The sequence below is a fragment of the Streptomyces sp. NPDC053076 genome (assembly GCF_044546845.1).
Lineage (GTDB): Bacteria > Actinomycetota > Actinomycetes > Streptomycetales > Streptomycetaceae > Streptomyces.
In genome coordinates this window covers 196,175-215,957 of the sequence record NZ_JBITZL010000011.1, presented here as the reverse complement: position 1 = coordinate 215,957, position 19,783 = coordinate 196,175, and the positions used below count along the sequence as shown (strand labels likewise).

The 19,783-nt window shown below is 71.0% G+C and carries 18 protein-coding genes; 9 read left to right on the top strand and 9 right to left on the bottom strand.

Annotation, left to right across the window (positions count from 1 at the left end; genetic code table 11):
* Positions 1-19 precede the first annotated feature (19 nt).
* The 3 genes from ACIGYR_RS34485 to ACIGYR_RS34475 all read left to right on the top strand — a co-directional run bounded on the left by ACIGYR_RS34485 (position 20) and on the right by ACIGYR_RS34475 (position 5,011).
* Positions 20-1,207 (top strand): LCP family protein, encoded by a 1,188-nt coding sequence (locus ACIGYR_RS34485; RefSeq protein ID WP_399607228.1) that lies wholly within the window; start codon positions 20-22, stop codon positions 1,205-1,207.
* A gap of 231 nt (positions 1,208-1,438) precedes the next feature.
* The gene (locus ACIGYR_RS34480; RefSeq protein WP_399607231.1) at positions 1,439-3,283 is read left to right on the top strand and encodes an LCP family protein; all 1,845 of its coding nucleotides are present in this window, start codon (positions 1,439-1,441) and stop codon (positions 3,281-3,283) included.
* Positions 3,284-3,412: 129 nt separating this feature from the next.
* On the top strand, positions 3,413-5,011 hold the full coding sequence (locus tag ACIGYR_RS34475; RefSeq protein ID WP_399607552.1) for an LCP family protein: 1,599 nt from the start codon (positions 3,413-3,415) through the stop codon (positions 5,009-5,011).
* Between the two features lie 70 nt (positions 5,012-5,081).
* On the opposite strand, the gene ACIGYR_RS34470 is transcribed toward ACIGYR_RS34475, so the two are convergent.
* Positions 5,082-6,110, bottom strand: coding sequence for a glycosyltransferase family 2 protein (locus tag ACIGYR_RS34470; protein ID WP_399607233.1), 1,029 nt, complete (start codon positions 6,108-6,110; stop codon positions 5,082-5,084).
* Positions 6,111-6,370: 260 nt separating this feature from the next.
* On the opposite strand from ACIGYR_RS34470, the gene ACIGYR_RS34465 reads away from it, so the two are divergent.
* Entirely contained in the window at positions 6,371-7,750 is a 1,380-nt protein-coding gene (locus tag ACIGYR_RS34465; protein WP_399607236.1) for an LCP family protein, read from the top strand.
* Positions 7,751-7,831: 81 nt separating this feature from the next.
* Here ACIGYR_RS34465 and ACIGYR_RS34460 read toward each other — a convergent pair whose 3' ends face one another.
* Positions 7,832-8,419, bottom strand: coding sequence for an acyl-CoA thioesterase (locus ACIGYR_RS34460; protein ID WP_391847937.1), 588 nt, complete (start codon positions 8,417-8,419; stop codon positions 7,832-7,834).
* Positions 8,420-8,510: 91 nt separating this feature from the next.
* Between ACIGYR_RS34460 and ACIGYR_RS34455 the strand changes: the two genes are divergently transcribed.
* Positions 8,511-9,836, top strand: coding sequence for an LCP family protein (locus ACIGYR_RS34455; protein WP_391847938.1), 1,326 nt, complete (start codon positions 8,511-8,513; stop codon positions 9,834-9,836).
* Between the two features lie 152 nt (positions 9,837-9,988).
* On the opposite strand, the gene ACIGYR_RS34450 is transcribed toward ACIGYR_RS34455, so the two are convergent.
* Together ACIGYR_RS34450 and ACIGYR_RS34445 are read right to left on the bottom strand one after the other, a co-directional pair.
* On the bottom strand, positions 9,989-10,351 hold the full coding sequence (locus ACIGYR_RS34450; RefSeq protein ID WP_399607239.1) for a four-helix bundle copper-binding protein: 363 nt from the start codon (positions 10,349-10,351) through the stop codon (positions 9,989-9,991).
* Positions 10,352-10,513: 162 nt separating this feature from the next.
* Entirely contained in the window at positions 10,514-11,671 is a 1,158-nt protein-coding gene (locus ACIGYR_RS34445) for an acyl-CoA dehydrogenase family protein (protein WP_391847940.1), read from the bottom strand.
* Between the two features lie 180 nt (positions 11,672-11,851).
* On the opposite strand from ACIGYR_RS34445, the gene ACIGYR_RS34440 reads away from it, so the two are divergent.
* On the top strand, positions 11,852-13,195 hold the full coding sequence (locus tag ACIGYR_RS34440) for a UDP-glucose dehydrogenase family protein (protein ID WP_391847941.1): 1,344 nt from the start codon (positions 11,852-11,854) through the stop codon (positions 13,193-13,195).
* A 187-nt stretch (positions 13,196-13,382) separates the two neighbouring features.
* Here the strand turns inward: ACIGYR_RS34440 and ACIGYR_RS34435 are convergent, their stop codons facing one another.
* Positions 13,383-13,889, bottom strand: coding sequence for a CGNR zinc finger domain-containing protein (locus ACIGYR_RS34435; protein ID WP_399607243.1), 507 nt, complete (start codon positions 13,887-13,889; stop codon positions 13,383-13,385).
* A gap of 83 nt (positions 13,890-13,972) precedes the next feature.
* Here ACIGYR_RS34435 and ACIGYR_RS34430 point away from each other — a divergent pair, with 83 nt between their 5' ends.
* Entirely contained in the window at positions 13,973-14,341 is a 369-nt protein-coding gene (locus tag ACIGYR_RS34430) for a VOC family protein (protein ID WP_399607246.1), read from the top strand.
* A gap of 20 nt (positions 14,342-14,361) precedes the next feature.
* A complete protein-coding gene (locus ACIGYR_RS34425; protein ID WP_399607248.1) occupies positions 14,362-14,754 on the top strand; it encodes a VOC family protein in 393 nt (130 codons plus the stop codon).
* 7 nt (positions 14,755-14,761) lie between these two features.
* On the opposite strand, the gene ACIGYR_RS34420 is transcribed toward ACIGYR_RS34425, so the two are convergent.
* The 4 genes from ACIGYR_RS34420 to ACIGYR_RS34405 form a co-directional block, all read right to left on the bottom strand.
* A complete protein-coding gene (locus ACIGYR_RS34420; RefSeq protein WP_399607251.1) occupies positions 14,762-15,898 on the bottom strand; it encodes a dipeptidase in 1,137 nt (378 codons plus the stop codon).
* A 169-nt stretch (positions 15,899-16,067) separates the two neighbouring features.
* Positions 16,068-17,264 carry a dipeptidase gene (locus ACIGYR_RS34415; protein WP_399607254.1) on the bottom strand — a complete coding sequence of 399 codons (1,197 nt, stop codon included), beginning with the start codon at positions 17,262-17,264 and terminating at the stop codon, positions 16,068-16,070.
* A 5-nt stretch (positions 17,265-17,269) separates the two neighbouring features.
* Positions 17,270-17,791 (bottom strand): 5-(carboxyamino)imidazole ribonucleotide mutase, encoded by a 522-nt coding sequence (gene purE, locus ACIGYR_RS34410; RefSeq protein ID WP_161336811.1) that lies wholly within the window; start codon positions 17,789-17,791, stop codon positions 17,270-17,272.
* Positions 17,788-18,927 carry a 5-(carboxyamino)imidazole ribonucleotide synthase gene (locus ACIGYR_RS34405; RefSeq protein ID WP_399607257.1) on the bottom strand — a complete coding sequence of 380 codons (1,140 nt, stop codon included), beginning with the start codon at positions 18,925-18,927 and terminating at the stop codon, positions 17,788-17,790. Before ACIGYR_RS34405 ends, purE begins: the two co-directional genes overlap by 4 nt.
* 184 nt (positions 18,928-19,111) lie before the next feature.
* On the opposite strand from ACIGYR_RS34405, the gene ACIGYR_RS34400 reads away from it, so the two are divergent.
* Entirely contained in the window at positions 19,112-19,615 is a 504-nt protein-coding gene (locus ACIGYR_RS34400; RefSeq protein WP_391847948.1) for a GtrA family protein, read from the top strand.
* The last annotated feature ends 168 nt before the right edge of the window (positions 19,616-19,783 follow it).

Genomic DNA, 19,783 nt, shown 5'->3' with positions numbered 1-19,783 from the left:
ATGAGGGGATGGCTCCACCGTGACCGACACCGCAGGCAAGCCCGTCGGTCCCGGTCCCGCGGCGGGAGCCTCCGCCACCGGGGACGGACTGATACGACGCCGGCGGCGGCGCCGGCGGCGGTACTCCGCGCTGGGAGCGGCCGTGGTCCTCGTCGTGGCCGCCGGCGCCGGCTGGGCCGCCTACACCAAGCTCAGCGCCAACATCACCGCCGACGAGGCCGCTGCCGCCGAACTCGCGCGGTACGAGCGGGAGCGGCCCACCGCGCTGGTGCGGGACGCGCAGAACATCCTGCTGATCGGGTCCGACACCCGGGCCGGGGACGGCAACCGCAAGTACGGCAAGGATCTCGGCACCGAGCGGTCGGACACGACGATCCTGCTGCACCTGGCCGCCGACCGGGACAGTGCCACCGCCGTCTCGCTGCCGAGGGACCTGATGGTGGACGTCCCCTCCTGCCTCCAGGAGGACGGCAGGCGCAGCGACCCGGTGTTCGCGATGTTCAACCACGCCTTCCAGGTGGGGGGTTCGGCGTGCACGATCCGGACCGTCGAGAAGCTCACGGACATCCGGATCGACCACCACATGGTCGTCGACTTCAGCGGGTTCAAGGAGATGGTGGACGCCGTCGACGGCGTCGAGGTGTGCCTGAAGGAACCCGTGGACGACAAGGCGGCGAAACTGACCCTGCCCGCGGGCAGGGTCACGCTGAACGGGGAGCAGGCGCTCGGGTACGTGCGCGCCCGCAAGTCGCTCGGGAACGGCAGCGACACCGAACGGATGGAACGGCAGCAGCGGTTCCTCGGGGCGCTCGTCGACAAGGTGCAGGGCAATGACGTCCTGCTGAACCCGGTGAAGCTGTATCCGCTGCTGGACGCGGCGACCTCCGCGCTGACCACCGATCCGGAATTGGCGAGTCTGCGCGGCTTGTACCAGTTGGTGCGCGGGCTGCGCGACATCCCCACCGAGCACGTGCGGTTCCTGACGGTGCCGAGGGAGTCGTACGTCTACAACGCCAACCGTGACCAACTCGTGGAACCGGAGGCCGAGAAGCTGTTCGCCCGGCTGCGGGCCGACCAGCCGGTGACGGTGATCCCGGAGAATTCACAGAATGTCTCCGGCGGGACCACGGGTACGGGCGGCCAGGACGGCCCCTCGCCCGCCCCGACGTTCCGCGGGTACACCGCCGCCGAACACACCTGTGAGTAAGGCGCGCACCAAGTCGGCGAACTTCAGTTCAGAAAATGAGGCGGATTGCCCGGTTGTAGGCAGGTGGAATTTGTCACCGGCGTCGCCCGACGCTGAACCGGGCGGATAGTGTGAGCGATCCGGTGCACCTGGCCGCGAGGTCTGTCCTGGGTCATGCACCGATTCACCGAGACCCGAGCGCCTTGGAGGGGGAAAGGCGCCGCGTGGCCCCGACGGAGGATTCGGACAACCGTGGACGCGCAAGGCCGTGGGCGGGCGGACAACATCGATCCCGCAGACCAGTGGGTGCTCAATCCGAACACCGGCGAATACGAACTGCGACTGAGCCCTTCCGCAGCGCAGCCGCCGGTGCCGGGACCGCGCAAACCGTCCCCCCAGGACGGGGGTGGCGCGGCCAGCGGTCGTGCCCGGCGGACGGCCGGGGGGACCCGGCAGACGCCCGGCGAGACCCGGCGGACGACTGGGGAGGCCAGGCAGACAGCCGGGGAGACCCGGCAGACGGCCGGGGAGACCCGGCAGACGCCCCGGGCGCGTGGCACCGACGTGCCGCCGCCGCGCTCGGCCCGGCGCCGGAGCGCTGAACCGGAGGCGGCCCAGGGACGGCGCGCGTCCCGACGGCCGGTGAAGAAGAAGTCGAGGACGAAGAAGATACTGCTGTGGACCGGCGGGTCCATGGCCTTCGTGCTGGTCGCCGTGTCGGCCGCCGGCTACCTCTACATCAAGCACCTCAACGACAACATCACGTCCGTGTCCGACGACGGCGCCAGCACCGGTGGCTTCCGCAAGGACGAGGCGATCAACATCCTGCTGATCGGCACGGACAAGCGCACCGGCGCGGGCAACGAGGGCTACGGCGACTCCGGCAGCGTCGGGCACGCCGACACCACGATCCTGCTGCACCTCTCCAAGGACCGGTCCAACGCCACCGCGCTGAGCATCCCGCGTGACCTGATCGTGGACGTCCCGGACTGCCCGACCCAGCAGGACGACGGCACCGAGAAGGTCATCGCGGGCTCGCAGGGTGTCCGCTTCAACACGAGCCTGGGGCAGGACGACCGTACGCCCAGCTGCACGATGCGCACGGTGACCGAGTTGACCGGGATCAAGCCGGACGACTTCATGGTCGCCGACTTCAACGCGGTCAAGACGCTGACCGAGGCGGTCGACGGCGTCGAGGTCTGTCTGGGCAAGGACATCGACGACCCGGACTCGCATCTGAAGCTGTCCAAGGGCACGCACAACATCTCCGGTGAGCAGGCGCTGGCGTTCGTGCGCACCCGGCACTCCGTCGGCTTGGGCGGCGACCTGAGCCGGATCGGGCTCCAGCAGCAGTTCCTGGGCGCGCTGATGCGCAAGCTGAAAGGCAACGCCACGCTCACCAGCCCGACGAAGATGCTGAAGCTGGCGGAGGCCGGCACCAAGGCGCTGACCGTCGACGACAAGCTGGACAGCATCGGCAAGCTGAAGGATCTGGGGCTGGAGCTGGGCAAGCTCAATCCCAAGAACCTGACCTTCACGACGGTGCCGGTCAAGGACAACCCGGCGGACGGCGCCGTGCACAAGACGGTGATCGTCGACCCCACCCTGGCCCCACAGGTCTTCGGGGCCGTCCAGAACGACGTCTCCTTCACCGACGTGAAGAAGAAGCAGAAGGCCGCCAAGAACGCCCAGGCCGCCCGGCTCAAGGGCACCAAGGCGCCCGCCTCCGAGGTGCGGGTGCGCATCCTCAACGGCGGAGCCGAGACCGGCAGCGCCCAGGCGGCGCTCACCTGGCTGCAGAACAGCGAGGGCGTGACCAAGTCGGAGAACGCCGGCAACGCCCCGGCCGCACTCACCAAGACGACGCTGGAGTACGCACCCGACCAGGCGGCCCAGGCACGCCGACTGGCCGCGATCATGGGCTTGTCCGGGGCCGCGCTGAAGCCGGGCAAGAGCGTGACCAACGCGCAGGGGCTGCCGGCGATGACGCTGACCCTGGGCAAGGACTTCAAGGGTGCGGGGGTCTCCCTCACGCCGCCGACGAAGGCGCCGGACGTCAACAAGTCCACGGCAGACAAGGTTCAGTGCGCCTCATAGGTAACCCTGAGGGCCCGTCGTGCGTCTAACCGGGCGCGGGACGGGCCCGTTGCGTGGCGCGAGGGTGGGGAGGGCAGGGAGTTGGCGCAGAGCGAGGTGCGCGGGGAGGCTCCGGCGGTCGAGGACACGATGTCGCTCACGCCGAAGACCTCGGACACGCCGGTGCGTTCCGGTCGGCGCGGCGGCGGGCGACGGGCGGGGGGCCCGAAGACCGACCGCCGGCGGCGCAGACGGCGCGCGCTGCGCTGGTCGGCGACCATCCTGGCGGTGCTGATACTCGGCACCGCGGGCACCGGATACCTGTACTACCGCCATCTCAACGGCAATATCCGCAAGGGCGCGCGGGCCAACGGTGACGACTCCAAGGCGCGCCGGACCGCGCCGAACGCGGCCGGCCAGACCCCGCTGAACATCCTGCTGATCGGTTCCGACAGCCGGAACTCCGCGGAGAACCTGAAGCTGGGCGGCGACAGGGACCACGCGGGCGATCCGCCGCTCGCGGACGTGCAGATGCTCATCCATCTCTCGGCGGACCGCAAGAGCGCCGCCATGGTCAGCATCCCCCGGGACACCCGGGTGGACGTCCCCGAGTGCAAGGACCCCGAGACCGGCAAGGTCTATCCGCCGACGAACGACATCATCAACGTCACCCTGGCCCGCGGCGGCGCCGGCTGCACCCTGCTCACCTGGGAGAACCTCACCGGGGTCTACATCGACCACTGGATGACGATCGACTTCGCGGGCGTGGTGCGGATGGCGGACGCGATCGGTGGCGTCGACGTGTGCGTGAACCAGAACGTGTGGGACCACCCGACTCCCCAGGTGTCCGGCGGGTCCGGGCTGAAGCTGAAGGCCGGCACCACGAAGGTCAAGGGCGAGCAGGCCCTGCAGTGGCTGCGCACGCGGCACGCCTGGGGCGACGACCTGATGCGGGCCCGCGCCCAGCACATGTACCTGAACTCGATGATCCGAACGCTGAAGAAGCAGAACGTGTTCACCGACACCGGCCGGCTGATGGACCTGGCCGAGGCGGCCACCAAGTCGCTGAAGGTGTCGGAGGAGATCGGTACCGTCAAGAAGCTCTACGACCTGGGCATGCAGATGAAGTCCGTGCCGTCGGAGCGCATCACCTCGGTGACCATGCCCAACAGGCAGGACCCGCAGAACCGGAACCACGTCGTGCCCGACGAGGCCAACGCCGACAAGATGTGGCAGATGCTCCAGGACGACGTCGCGTTCGACAAGAACGGCGGCACGCCGGGCTCCGGGAAGGCCGCGGGCAAGGACGAGCCGACCAAGAAGCCCTCGCTCGACGTGGCCCGGCTCGGAGTCCTGGTGCAGAACGCCACCCGGACCTCCACCGAGGCGGCCGTGCAGCAGCGGGCGTCGGCGATCGGCCAGGTGCTCGTGGGGAAGGGCTACGCCCGTGCACAGGCCGACACCTCGGGGAGCCTGACCGAGGACAAGACGCTCGTGCGCTACCCGAGCGCGGATCTGGCGGGTGACGCCCAGACCGTGGCCAAGGCGCTGGGGATCCCGATGAGTTCGGTGCAGCAGTCCACCGACGTGTCCGGGGTCACGGTCGTCGTCGGCGCGGACTGGCGCACCGGCACGTCGTACCCGAAACGGTCCGCGCCCAAGGCCGGCGACCTGCCCGCGAACTCCGACGCCGTCAACGGCTCGGACAGCTCGAAGTGCATGGACGTGTACAGCGTCTACCAGTGGTAGCCGGGTGAACAGCGACGAGGGGCCCTCCCCGGCCGGGGAGGGCCCCTCGTCCATGGACTCGGACGGCGGCTCAGGCGGCGTCGACGACCGCGGGCCGCCGGGAGGCGATGACCTTGCTCGCCAGCGACTTCGGGCTGGTCAGGAAGCCCCAGCCCCAGCACATGTGCATGGTGGCGAGCGCCACCGGGATCCGCAGCCGGGCCTTCAGGGGCAGTCCCTTGCCGGCCGGGACGGAGCCCGCGACGATCGCGGCCAGGTAGCCGCCGGGGATCACGAGGCCCCACGGGGTCAGCGCGGCGCCGACGACCAGGCCCGCCGCTATCGCGCACACCGCCGTCGGCGGGGCGAGGTAGCGCAGGTTGATGGAGCCGGAGTGGTAGCGGGCGACGACGTGCCGCCAGCGGCCGTAGTCCTTGTACTGCTTGGCCAGCGCGCGCACGGACGGCCGCGGCCGGTACGACACCCTCAGCTCGGGCGAGAACCAGATCAGGCCGCCCGCCTCGCGGATGCGGAAGTTCAGTTCCCAGTCCTGGGCGCGGATGAACTCCTCGTTGTAACCGCCCTGCTGCTCCAGCGCCTCGCGCCGGAAGACACCGAGGTAGACGGTCTCGGCGGGGGCGGCCTGGCCGCCGGTGTGGAAGGCCGCGTTGCCGACGCCGATCTTCGAGGTCATCGCGGCGGCGACGGCGTGCTCCCAGTCGTTCTCGCCCTCGGCGTACATGATGCCGCCGACGTTCTGCGCGCCGGTCTCCTCCAGGAGGCGGACCGCGGTCGCGATGTAGTTCGGCGAGAGCATGCCGTGGCCGTCGACGCGGACCACGATCGGGTGCCGGGATGCCTTGATCGCCGCGTTCAGCGCGGCCGGGGTGCGGCCGGTCGGATTGGGAACGGTGTGCACGCGCGGGTCGTCACGGACCAGCTCGGCGGCGATCTCGTCCGTACGGTCCGTGGACGGACCGAGGGCGATCACGACTTCCATCTCGCCGGCGTACTCCTGCGCGAGGATCGCTTGGACGGCACCGCGCAGATGCCGCTCCTCGTTGAGGACAGGCATGATCACGGACACTGCGGGGAGCCGCACGTCGGGCTTGGCGTTCATAGGGGCCTCACGTTACCGCGAACGGGGGACACGGGTGCGCGCCGCCGGGCCCGGGGCGCGGGCTGGAGATCGTATCGGCCTACTGTGCTCCCGGATCCCGCGTACGGCCTCGTCCGGAGGTGTGTCCCTTGCCCAGCCCGCCCCGGTCCCCGGCGCCTCCGCAGCGCCGCCCGCAGCCACCCCGCCGTGTACCGCAGCCGTCCGAGCGGCCCGTGCGGTCCGTCAGGCCGCCCCGGCGGCCCCGGCGGCCCCGATGGGCCATGCGTGCGGTCACCACGCTGTCGGTGGTGGTGCTCGCCTCCGCCGGGATCGGGCACGCGGTCGTCTCCAGCCTGGACGCGGGCATCGCCCGGATCGACGCCTTCAAGGACATGAAGAACCGGCCCCAGGCCGGCCACGGCATGAACGTCCTGCTGGTCGGCACGGACGGCCGGGACAAGATCAGCGAGCAGGACCGGCGCGCCTACCGGCTCGGCGGCCAGCCCTGTCACTGCACCGACACCATGATGATCGTGCACATCTCGGAGGACCGGGAACGGGCCACCGTGGTGAGCCTGCCGCGCGACTCCTACGCCGAGATGCCCGCGCACGTCGACCAGAACTCGGGACAGCGGCACGGCCCGCACCCGGTCAAGCTCAACGCGGCCTACGCCGAGGGCGGCCCCCAGCTGACCATCCGCACGGTCGAGAACATGACCCACGTGAAGATCGACCACTATCTGGAGGTCGACTTCACCAGCTTCATGAAGACCGTGGACGTGCTCGGCGGGGTCAAGGTCTGCACGCCGACACCGCTGAAGGACCGCTACACCGGGCTCGACCTCGCGGCCGGCACGCACACCCTCCTGGGCGGGCAGGCGCTGCAGTACGTACGCGCCCGGCACGTCGACGGAGCCAGTGACCTGGGCCGGATGAAGCGGCAGCAGCGGTTCCTGGCGGCGCTGATCGAGAAGGCGACCTCTTCCGGGGTGCTGCTGAACCCGATGCGCTTCCGGGACGTGACCCGGGCGGTGCTCGGCTCGGTCCGCGCCGACGCCGGTTTCGGCACCGACGAGCTGCTCGACCTGGGCCGCGCGATGCGGACCTTCTCGCCGGCGTCCTCGGAGTTCACCACCGTGCCCATCGGGCAGCTGAACTACCAGGTCAAGGGCGTCGGCTCGGTCCTGAAGTGGGACCAGGCGAAGGCGGACCGGCTGTTCGGGGCGCTGCGGGAGGACAAGCCGCTCACCGCGGACCGCCCGCGCCCGGGCCCGGCGAGCGGTCCGGTGCCGGTGGAGGTGGCCCCGGACACCATCCGGGTCCAGGTGGCGAACGGCACCGGCACGATCGGCCTGGGCAAGCGGGTCGACGCGGCGCTCGCCGCGACCGGCTTCGCCACGACCCGCCGGCCGGTGACCGCCCCCGCCCATGTGCCGCACACCGTGATCTTCTACGACCCCCGCTGGGACCGTTCCGCCCAGTCCCTGGCCGCGGCCCTGCCGGGCAGCGAGCTGCGCCCGGCACCGGGCCAGGGGCCGCTGCTGAAGGTGACGGCCGGCGCCGACTTCCAGACCGTCCGCAAGGTGCGCTTCGACGACCCGGGACGGCCCGAGCAGAGCGTGGTGCGCGGCAGCGAGGTGGTCTGCTCCCGGGACGCCTAGCGCCACGCCCCCGGCAGGACCGGAGCACGGATCCCCGGCAGGACCGGAGCACGGATCCGCGGCGGGGCCGGAAGGCGGGGGCTAGTCCTCGAAGCCCTCGGCCGCCCGCCTCTCGCGCAGCTCGCGGATCGCCCGCCGGCGGGCCAGACGGTGGGTGCGGCGGATCTGCGCCTCCTGGCAACGGCGGCGGTCGCGGTCGGTCTCCGGTATCACCGGCGGCACCCGGCGCGGCTTGCCGTCGGCGTCCACGGCCGCGAAGACCAGGTAGGCCGAACCGACCTGGGTGGGCGGGGTCGACTCGTTCCAGCGCTCGGCCAGGACGCGCACGCCGACCTCCATGGAGGTCCGGCCGGTCCAGTTCACCTGTGCCTTCACATGGACCAGGTCGCCGACGCGGATCGGCTCCAGGAACGCCATCTCGTCCATGGACGCGGTGACGGCGGGCCCCCCGGAGTGCCGGCCGGCCACCGCGCCCGCCGCGTCGTCGACCAACTTCATGATCACCCCGCCGTGCACCGTCCCCAGCAGGTTGGTGTCACTGTGGGTCATGATGTGGCTGAGCGTGGTGCGCGAGGCGGACGTGGGTTTGCCCGGGATGTCCGGCTCCATGTCCGGTTCCGCTTCGGTGGCCTGGTCTGTCATGCCCTCCACCTTATGCCGACGGCTCATTCGCGGAATTTGTGTCGTCTTCGCAACAGCGGCGCCCTGATTTTCCGACAGCCCTATGGAGCACACCTCGCCGCCCGGCACACTGGGGCGCATGAATGACTGGCCCGAGGGATGGTCCGACGACAACCGCGGCCCGCGCTACGGACGCGGCAGTGCCGGCGCGCAGCCGGAGGGGCCCCGCGTGATGCGTCAGGTGCGGCGCGGCCCGGCGGTACCGCCCGGACCGCGCTCGGCGTACGGCAACACCGGCCCGGCGGCGCCGCCGTACGGGGCCGGCGTGCCGCAGCAGCCGTCGTACGTCGACGGCCAGGGACACGACGAGGGCGCCGGCTACGGCGACTACGACAGCGGCTACAACACCGGCCAGGTCTACGGCGCCCCCGGCGGCCGGGGACCGGACGACCCGGCGGGCACACCCGGCCGCGGCCCGCGCCCCGCGCCGAACTGGCGGCGCCGGATCAAGTGGACGGCGATCACGCTGGCGAGCGTGCTGATCGTCACATCGGTCGGGACCTACTTCTGGGCCGACTCCAAGCTGCGCCGCGAGGTGGACCTGTCCAAGGTCATCGACCGGCCGGATGCGGGCGACGGCACGAACTACCTGATCGTCGGGTCGGACAGCCGTGAGGGCATGTCCAAGGAGGACGAGAAGAAGCTGCACACCGGCGGCGCCGAGGGCAAGCGCACGGACTCGATGATGATCCTGCACGTCGGTGACAACGGCGACACGCTGATCTCGCTGCCGCGCGACTCGGACGTGGTGGTCCCGTCGTACAAGGGCTCGACGTCCGGGAAGGTGTACCCGGCGCAGGGCCGGCACGCGAAGCTGAACGCGACCTACGCCGAGGACGGCCCGACGCTGCTGGTCCGCACGGTCGAGTCCAACACCGGTCTGCACATTGACCACTACGTGGAGATCGGCTTCCAGGGCTTCGCGAGCATCGTGGACGCGGTCGGCGGCGTCGAGATCGACATCGACAAGGGCTTCAAGGACAAGTGGTCGGGCGCCGACTTCAAGGCGGGCAAGCAGACGCTGGACGGCCAGCAGGCCCTCGCCTTCGTCCGCACCCGGCACGCGTTCGCCGCGTCCGACCTCCAGCGCACCAAGAACCAGCAGAAGTTCCTGGCTGCCCTGGCCCACCAGGTGGCGACCCCGTCGACGATCCTCAACCCGTTCACGTTCTACCCGACCATGGGCGCGGGTCTGGACTCCCTGATAGTCGACAAGGACATGTCCCTGTGGGACCTGGCCTCGATGTTCTGGGCCATGAAGGGCGTCAACGGCGGTGACGGCACCTCCATCAACATGCCGATCTCCGGCTCCGCCGGCGGCAACCTCGTCTGGGACAAGGCGAAGGTGAAGACGCTGGTGGACGAGCTGAACAACGACGAGAAGGTCACCGTCTCCGGCAACTAGCCGGCCGCCGTCACGAGGACCGAGGACAGCCGACGGCCGTACGAGGACCAGCGGCACCCGACGGGCGTACGCGGACCAGGGACACCCGACCGCCGTACGAGGACCAAGGGCACCCGCGTGGGTGCCCTTGGCCTTTCCCGGCCGGGGCAGGCTCACATGCCGGCGCCCGCCATCGCCCGGCAGGTCTGCGCGCAGCGGCGACACGCCTCCGCGCAGCGCATCATCTGCTGGTCGTCCGGCATGGACATACACGCCTCGGCGCACATGTCACAGACCTTGGCGCAGAGCATGCACATCTCGGCGGACAAGGGTGAGCGGCGCATCATCATGTCGGCGCACATCCGGGTCATCTCGGAGCACTCCAGCAGGGCGCGCATGATCTGCATCTGCTGCTGGCCGCCCTTCTGCATGCAGGAGCTCATGGTCTCCTCGCACATGCTGTGGCAGCTCATGCATGCCTCGATGCACTCCTGCATCTGCCGGGTGGGGGCGGGCGACATCTGCGACTGGGTCATGGCTCCTCCTCGGAGGCGGGGGCCCGGGGCGGACCCCGTGTGCTTCCGTCCTACGTCCCGGCGCCCGGCCCCGCATGTGACCGACCGGTCGGGAGGTGCGCCACGACAGCGGAAAGGCGCCCCGTGGGGCGCCTTTCCCGAAAAGCGGTGAACCCGGTTCCGTTACGGCAGGTTACGGGCCATGACGATGCGCTGAACTTGGTTCGTGCCCTCATAGATCTGGGTGATCTTGGCATCGCGCATCATGCGCTCCACCGGGTAGTCGCGGGTGTAGCCGTAGCCGCCGAGGAGCTGGACGGCGTCGGTGGTGACCTCCATCGCGGTGTCCGAGGCGAAGCACTTGGCGGCTGCACCCAGGTAGGTGAGGTCGGCGTCGCCGCGCTCGGAGGCGGCGGCGGCCTGGTAGGTGAGGGCGCGGGCCGCCGAGATCTTCATGGACATGTCGGCGAGCATGAACTGGATGCCCTGGAAGTCGGCGATCGGCTTGCCGAACTGCTTGCGCTCCTGGACGTAGCCCTTGGCGTAGTCGAAGGCGCCCTGGGCGACACCGAGCGCCTGGGCGGCGATGGTGATGCGGGTGTGGTCGAGGGTCTGCATGGCCGTCAGGAAGCCGGTGCCCTCCTCACCGATCATGCGGTCGGCGGGGATGCGGACGTTGTCGAAGTAGACCTCGCGGGTCGGGGAGCCCTTGATGCCCAGCTTCTTCTCCGGGGCGCCGAAGGAGACGCCCGGGTCGGACTTCTCGACGACGAAGGCGGAGATGCCCTTGGAGCGCTTGGCCGGGTCGGTGACCGCCATGACCGTGTAGTACTCGGAGACGCCGGCATTGGTGATCCAGCGCTTGACGCCGTTGAGGATCCAGTGGTCGCCGTCGCGGACGGCCTTGGTCTTCATGCCGGCCGCGTCCGAGCCCGCGTCCGGCTCGGAGAGGCAGTACGAGAACATCGCGTCGCCCTTGGCCAGCGGGCCCAGGTACTTCTTCTTCAGCTCCTCGGAGCCGGAGAGGATCACCGGGAGCGAGCCGAGCTTGTTCACGGCGGGGATGAGAGAGGAGGAGACGCAGGCGCGGGCCACCTCCTCGATCACGATGACCGTGGCCAGCGCGTCGGCGCCGGCGCCGCCGTACTCCTCGGGGACGTGCACCGCGTGCAGGTCGCCTGCCACGAGGGCGTCGAGGGCCTCCTGCGGGAAGCGGGCCTCCTCGTCCACCGCCGCGGCGTACGGCGCGATCTTCGCCTCGACCAGGGCGCGGACGGCGTCGCGGAGCATGTCGTGCTCCTCGGACGGGCGGTACAGGTCGAAGTCAGCCGTTCCGGCCACGGACTCTCACGCTCCAAAGACGCAGTGATACTGACGCTAATTACCGTTAAGTAACTCAAATTTTAGAGGGCAGGCCGGACGACGCCTACGTGAGCTACGCGACAGCGGGGAAATTGCCCGGTGGGCGGCCCGACTATGCTCGGCTCCGCACTGCCGACGTACCCGAGCTGGAGCGCACCCATGAGCCTGAGGATCACCGTGATCGGCACCGGCTACCTAGGCGCCACGCACGCCGCGGCCATGGCCGAGCTGGGCTTCGAGGTGCTGGGTCTGGACGTCGTGCCCGAGAAGATCGCCATGCTGGAGCGTGGCGAGACGCCGATGTACGAGCCGGGTCTGGAAGAGCTGCTGCGCAGGCACGTGGCCGGGATCGAGGGGGCCACCGGGCGGCTGCGGTTCACCACGGACTGGGCCGAGGTCGGCGCCTTCGGCGATGTGCACTTCGTGTGCGTGAACACCCCCCAGAAGCACGGCGAGTACGCCTGCGACATGTCGTACGTCGACTCCGCGATCGCCTCTCTCGCCCCGCATCTGCGCGGCCCCGCGCTGGTCGTCGGCAAGTCGACCGTTCCGGTGGGTTCCGCCGGCCGGCTGGCCGCCTACCTCGCCGAGCACGCGCCGGCGGGCAGCGACGCCGAGCTGGCCTGGAACCCGGAGTTCCTGCGCGAGGGCTTCGCCGTCCAGGACACCCTGCACCCGGACCGGATCGTGGTCGGCGTGCGCAGCGAGCGCGCCGAGAAGCTGCTGCGCGAGGTGTACGCGACGCCGACGCAGGAGGGCACGCCGTTCGTCGTCACCGACTTCCCGACCGCCGAGCTGGTGAAGACGGCAGCGAACTCCTTCCTCGCCACCAAGATCTCCTTCATCAACGCGATGGCGGAGGTCTGCGAGGCCGCCGGCGGTGACGTGGCGAAGCTCGCGGAGGCCATCGGGCACGACGACCGGATCGGGAAGAAGTTCCTGCGCGCGGGCATCGGCTTCGGCGGCGGCTGTCTGCCCAAGGACATCCGGGCGTTCATGGCCCGGGCGGGGGAGCTGGGCGCCGACCAGGCGCTGACGTTCCTGCGCGAGATCGACTCCATCAACATGCGCCGGCGCGGCCAGATGGTCGAGATGACCCGGGAGGCGCTCGGCGGCGGATCGTTCCTCGGCAAGCGGGTCGCGGTGCTCGGCGCCACCTTCAAGCCGGACTCGGACGACGTCCGTGACTCGCCCGCGCTGAACGTGGCCGGTCAGATCCATCTCCAGGGCGGCCAGGTGACGGTGTACGACCCGAAGGGCATGGAGAACGCCCGCAAGGTCTTCCCGACCCTGGGCTACGCCGACTCCGCGCAGGCGGCCGTCCGGGGCGCCGACGTCGTGCTGCACCTGACCGAGTGGCAGGAGTTCCGCGAGCTGGACCCGGCGGCGCTGGGCGAGGCCGCGGCGGCCCGGGTGCTCCTGGACGGGCGCAACACCCTCGACCCGGAGCTGTGGCGCCGGGCCGGCTGGACGTACCGCGCGATGGGGCGGCCGACCGCGTAGGCGCTCCGCTGAGGAGCCGTGGGGCCCGGGTGGGCGCTCGTCGCGACGCGTGGGTCCTGGTGGGCGCTGCCGCGACGCGTGGGTCCTGGTGGGCGCTGCCGGTTGACGCGAGCGGCGACGCCGGTTCGGCCGAGGCTCAGTCGGCCGAACCGGCGTCTGTCCGCATTCTGCACCAAGGCGCTGTGCCTCACGGCCCCTTCGCCCGGTACCGGCGCATCTTCGCGCGGGCCCCGCACACCTGCATCGAGCACCAGCGCCCGCGGCCGGCGGGGCTGCGGTCGTAGTACGCCCAGTGACAGGTCCCGGCCTCGCACGCCTTGAGCCTGGTCCAGGTGCCGGCGACGAGCGCCTCGGCGACCGCGGCGGCGACCCGGGAGAGCAGGGGATCCGTGTCGGCGGCGGCGAGGCGGGCCGAGCCGTCGTGGTCGTCGACGGCGACATACAGCGGAGCCCGCGCCAGCAGGGAGCCCAACGGGGTCACCGTCCGGTGCGGCGGGTGGCCGGCGTGGGCGAGCAGCGCGGCCCGCAGCGCCTCGCGCAGTTCGCGGGCCTCGGCGAGTCCCGCCTCCGTGATCGCGAGGCGGTGGCGGCCCTCCGGCGTGTCCAGCGTGTCGGTGCCCGACTCGATGTCCAGCGTGTTCACCAGCGCCTCGACCAGGGCCAGGCCACCGGGAGCGGTCGATCTCTCGCTCATGCTTGCGACGTTACCCCTTGTACGGCAGTATGCAGTAACCGTTACCGGTTACCGGACTCTATGGGTAACACCCGGAGGTGGTCATGGCTCTCGCCAAGCTCGACGTCGTGGTGCTGGACTGTCCCGACCCCCGTGCGCTGGCCGGCTTCTACGCCGCTGTGCTCGGCGGCACGGTGGAGGAGGACCCCGAGGACAGCGCGTGGGTGGATCTGAAGGTGCCCGGCGGCCCGGCGCTGGCCTTCCAGCACGCGCCCGGGTTCGTGCCGCCCGAGTGGCCGGCGGCGGACCACTCCCAGCAGTTCCACCTGGACCTGGCCGTGGAGGACCTGGACACGGCCGAGAAGGGGGTACTGGAGCTGGGCGCGCGGCCACTGGACACCGAGGACCGGTCCCGGACCTTCCGTGTCTATGCCGACCCTGCCGGGCACCCGTTCTGTCTCTGCGCCTGCTGAGGGAGAACAAGGAGGACATCATGGCGTCCGTGGCCCGATTCCGTTCCGTCGTGCTCGACTGTCCCGACCCGCACGCACTGGCCGCCTTCTACGCGGCGGTGGCCGGGGGCACCCCGCTGGCCGAGGACGACGACTGGGTCGTGCTGCGGGTCCCGGACGGTCCGCGGCTGGCCTTCCAGCGGGCCGAGGGGCACACCCCGCCGGAGTGGCCGCGCGCGGACCGCAACGGCCAGCAGTTCCATCTCGACTTCGACGCGGGCCCCACCTGGGCGGACGTCGACGCGGCGCACGAACGGGTGCTCGCGCTCGGCGCCCGTCCGCTGGACCTTCAGGACCGCGAGAAGAAGGACTTCCAGGTGTACGCGGACCCGGCCGGGCATCCGTTCTGCCTGTGCCGGATCGAGCAGCCCTGACGTCGTCCTAGGGGACGCCCAGGTCGCCGATCCGTACCGTCGACGGGTCCCTGCGGTGCTGTGCGGCGCGGGCCGTGAAGTCCGCGCTGCGCAGCACCCGCTGGACGTTCCCCCAGGTCAGCAGGGCCAGCTCGGTCTCGGACCAGCCGCGCCGCAGCAGCTCGGCGATCAGGTGCGGGTAGCGGGAGGCGTCGGCGAGGTCCCGGGGGTGGACGACCCCGGAGTCGTAGGTGCCGGACAGGCCGACGCACTCGGGGCCGGCCACGTCGCGGACGTGGTCGAGGTGGTCGGCGACGTCCGGGACGGTCGGGCCGGTCTGCTCGGCGGTCAGCGGCACCATGCACAGGCCCTTCGCCGCACCGAGGGCGACGAGCAGCTCGTCGGGCAGGTTGGCCGGGTGCGGGCGCAGCGCGCGGGCGGCCGAGCGGGTGCACAGCACCGGGGTCTTGGACAGGGCGAGGGTCCGCTCGACGGTGGCCGGGGAAGCGCCGGTGACATCGGCGAGCACGCCGAGCCGGTTCATCTCCCGCACGACCTCCTCCCCGAACCGGGTCAGTCCGGACGCGCCGGCCCAGGCGGTGCCCGCGAGGGTGAGCACGTGCAGTCCGAGGTCCCGCAGGACGCGCAGGATGCCGAGGGAGTCCTCCAGCGCGGCGCCGGGCGCGGGACCCAGCACCACGGCGACCCGGCCGCGGTTGCGGGCGTCGATGATCTGCCCGGCGGTGCGCACCAGCCGCAGCCCCTCCGGGTGGGCCTCGATGACCGTGCGCACCAGGTCCAGTTGCTCCAGGGCCGCGGCCACCGCGCACCCGTCGCCCGGTCCCTCGGGCAGGTGCAGCGACCAGAACAGGGCGCCGACATGCCCCTCGCGCAGCCGGGGCATGTCCGTGTCGACGGCGGCCTCGCCCAGCTCCAGGTCGTACCAGGGCAGATGGCGCAGGGCCCAGGGCAGACCGCTGCAGCCGTCGGCGACCGGGTGCTCGGCGAGCAGGGCGTGCGCCCGTGCCAGCAGGTCCGCGGCCGGCCCTTCCGCAGGGGTGTGTCCCCGGCCGAACGACGCCGGTACGGGGGGAGGCGCGTCCGGCAGGATGTCGTCCTCGCCGACCTCGGTCGCGGTGGGGATGTCGTCCTGCAGGTCGGCCATGACGGGCTCCGTACGTCGTCCTGGGCTACGTCGGTCGTGAGCTACGGCGTGCTGTGGCTGGCGTACCGACACGGTCGCACGGAGCGCGGGGAACCTTCCTGGTGAGTGGGGCGTTCGGGGGTACCCCGGACAGGGCGGCCGGGCACGCCGGCCGCCCTGCCGCGGCGGATCAGCCGTTCGCGCCGTCCAGCGACTCGATGGTGGCGAGGGAGGGGCCGCGCGTGGCCGTCAGGTCCCGGGCCACATCCTCCGCCGCACCCAGCACGCGCACGGCGTTCTGCCACGTCAGCTTGGCCAGGTCGGGCTTCGACCAGCCGCGCCTGAGCAGCTCGGCGAGCAGGTTCGGGTAGCCGGAGACGTCGTTCAGGCCGTCCGGGGTGAAGGCGGTGCCGTCGTAGTCGCCGCCTATGCCGAGATGGTCGATGCCGGCCACCTCGCGCATGTGGTCCAGGTGATCGGCCACCGTCGACACCGTGGCGACCGGGCGCGGGGTGCGCTCCTCGAAGGCGCGGTGGATCCGCATGGCCTCGGGACCGGTGTCCAGATGGTGCAGGCCGTGGGCGCGCATGTTCTCGTCGGCCGCGGCCGTCCACTCCACGGCGGCCGGGAGCACGAACTTCGGGACGAAGGTCGCCATCGCCACACCGCCGTTGGCGGGCAGCCGCTCCAGCACGTCGTCGGGGATGTTGCGGGGGTGGTCGCACACGGCCCGGGCGGAGGAGTGGGAGAAGATCACCGGCGCGGCGGCGGCGTCCAGCGCGTCCCGCATCGTCGTCGCCGCCACGTGCGAGAGGTCGACGAGCATGCCGAGGCGGTTCATCTCCCGCACGACCTCGCGGCCGAACGCGGACAGGCCGCCCACCTTCGGCTCGTCGGTCGCCGAGTCGGCCCAGTCCACGTTGGAGTTGTGGGTGAGCGTCAGGTAGCGCACGCCGAGCGCGTACAGGCCGCGCAGGGTGCCCAGCGAGTTGGCGATGGAGTGGCCGCCCTCGGCCCCCATCAGCGAGGCGATGCGGCCGTCGCGGCGCGCCGCCTCCATGTCCGCGGCGGTCAGCGCGGGCGCCAGCTGTGCCGGGTAGCGGGCCAGCAGCCGCTGGACGCAGTCGATCTGCTCCAGCGTGGCCGCGACCGGCTCCGGCTGCTCGCTGGGCACGTACACCGACCAGTACTGGGCGCCGACCCCGCCCTCGCGCAGCCGCGGCAGGTCGGTGTGCAGGTGCTCGTGCTGGTCGCCGGCGATGTCCAGGGCGTCCAGGTCGTAGCCGGCCTGCTTGCGCAGCGCCCAGGGCAGGTCGTTGTGCCCGTCGACGACGGGGAACTCGCGCAGCAGCGCACGGGCCGTGTCCAGCGGAGCCGATGAGGTCATCGGCGTCACTTCCCGAAGCCGAAGCCGCTCGCGCCCTCGACCTTGGTGCGCAGCCGCTTGCCCTTCTCGGTGGCCTGGTCGTTGAGGTCCTGCTGGAAGTCGCGCATCCGGTGCAGCAGGTCCTCGTCGTGCGCGGCGAGCATCCGGGCGGCGAGCAGACCCGCGTTGCGGGCACCGGCGACGGAGACCGTGGCGACCGGGACACCGGCCGGCATCTGCACGATCGACAGCAGGGAATCCATGCCGTCGAGGTACTTCAGCGGCACGGGCACGCCGATGACCGGCAGCGGGGTCACGGAGGCGAGCATGCCGGGCAGGTGGGCGGCGCCGCCCGCGCCCGCGATGATCACCTTCAGCCCGCGATCGGCCGCCTGCTCACCGTACGTGATCATCTCGCGGGGCATGCGGTGCGCGGAGACGACGTCGACCTCGTAGGCGATCTCGAACTCGTCCAGGGCCTTGGCGGCGGCTTCCATGACGGGCCAGTCGGAGTCCGACCCCATGACGATGCCTACAACAGGGCTCATTCGGTGATGGTGCCTCTCAGGTAGCCGGCTGCGTGACGGGCGCGCTCCAGCACGTCGTCCAGGTCGTCGCCGTAGGTGTTGACGTGTCCGACCTTGCGGCCGGGCTTCACGTCCTTGCCGTACATGTGGATCTTGAGCTTGGGGTCGCGGGCCATGCAGTGCAAGTACGCGGAGTACATGTCCGGGTAGTCGCCGCCCAGGACGTTGGCCATCACGGTCCACCGGGCGCGCGGGCGCGGGTCGCCCAGCGGCAGGTCCAGCACCGCGCGGACGTGGTTGGCGAACTGCGAGGTGATCGCGCCGTCCTGGGTCCAGTGGCCGGAGTTGTGCGGGCGCATCGCCAGTTCGTTGACGAGGACGCGGCCGTCGCGGGTCTGGAACAGCTCGACGGCGAGATGCCCGACGACGCCCAGTTCCTTGGCGATGGTCAGGGCCATCCGCTCGGCGTGCAGGGCGAGGTCCTCGTCCAGGTCGGGCGCAGGGGCTATCACGGTGTCGCACACGCCGTTGACCTGCTGCGATTCCACCACCGGGTAGGCGACGGCCTGGCCGTGCGGGGAGCGTACGACGTTGGCGGCGAGCTCACGGACGTAGTCGACCTTCTCCTCGGCCAGCACCGGGACACCGGCGCGGAACGGGTCGGCGGCCTCCTCGGCGCTCTCCACGACCCACACGCCCTTGCCGTCGTAGCCGCCGCGGACGGTCTTGAGGACGACCGGGAAGCCGTCCCCTTCCGCCGCGAACCGGACCACGTCCTCCGGGTCGCTCACGATCCGGTGCCGTGGGCACGGGATGCCGAGCGCGTCGAGTTTCGCGCGCATCACTCCCTTGTCCTGGGCGTGCACCAGTGCGTCGGGCCCGGGGCGCACGGGGATGCCGTCCGCCTCGAGGGCCCTGAGGTGCTCGGTGGGTACATGTTCGTGATCGAAGGTGATCACATCGCAACCCCGTGCGAATGCACGCAGCGTGTCCAGGTCGCGATAGTCGCCGATGACGGCATCGCTCACGACCTGCGCCGCGGAATCCTGAGGGGTGTCACTGAGAAGCTTGAACCTGATGCCCAACGGGATGCCCGCTTCGTGCGTCATACGCGCGAGCTGCCCCCCGCCGACCATGCCGACTACCGGGAACGTCACACCCCTAGGGTATCGGCCATGCCGAGGCGGCCGGATCGCGTCCCTCTTCACGATCTCTTACCCGGCACTTTCCCGCCTCTTTCCGGCCCGTTTCCGAGCCGTGGCCCCGGTCCACAGGCACCGGCGGGCCCGCCCGGCTAGCATGGCGGGGTTGACGAAACCTACCGACGGGAGTTGCACAGCCATGGAACCTCGTTCCTCGGGGCTGCAACGGCTCGTACGCGAGGTGGTCAAGTTCGGCGCCGTCGGCGGCGCCGGCGTCCTGGTCAATCTCGGCGCCTTCAACCTGGTCCGGCACGTATCCGACCTGCCGGTGGTGCGTGCCAGCATCATCGCGACCGTCGTGGCCATCGTCTTCAACTACGTCGGCTTCCGGTACTGGACCTACCGGGACCGCGACAAGGGCGGACGCACCAAGGAACTCACCCTGTTCCTGCTGTTCAGCGCGGTCGGCCTGGTGATCGAGAACGGCGTGCTGTACCTGGCGACCTACGGCTTCGGCTGGGACAGCCCGCTGCAGAGCAACGTCTTCAAGTTCGTCGGCATCGGCGTCGCGACCCTGTTCCGGTTCTGGTCGTACCGCAGCTGGGTGTTCCGGACGCTGCCGGCCCGGGAGACCGTGGCGAGCGCGGAATCGATTCTGAAGCAGGAATCGGACCACCCGGCACCGAGCCAGCGCGTCCCGTAACCCGCCGGGCCACGCCACCAGCACCCCGAGGCGAGGCAGCGCGGGGCCACGCCAGCGCCCCCGAGCCGAGACCGGCAGCGCGGGGCCACGACAGCACCTCCGAGGCGAGACCGGCAGCGCGGGGCCACGACAGCACCTCCGAGGCGAGACCGGCAGCGCGGGGCCACG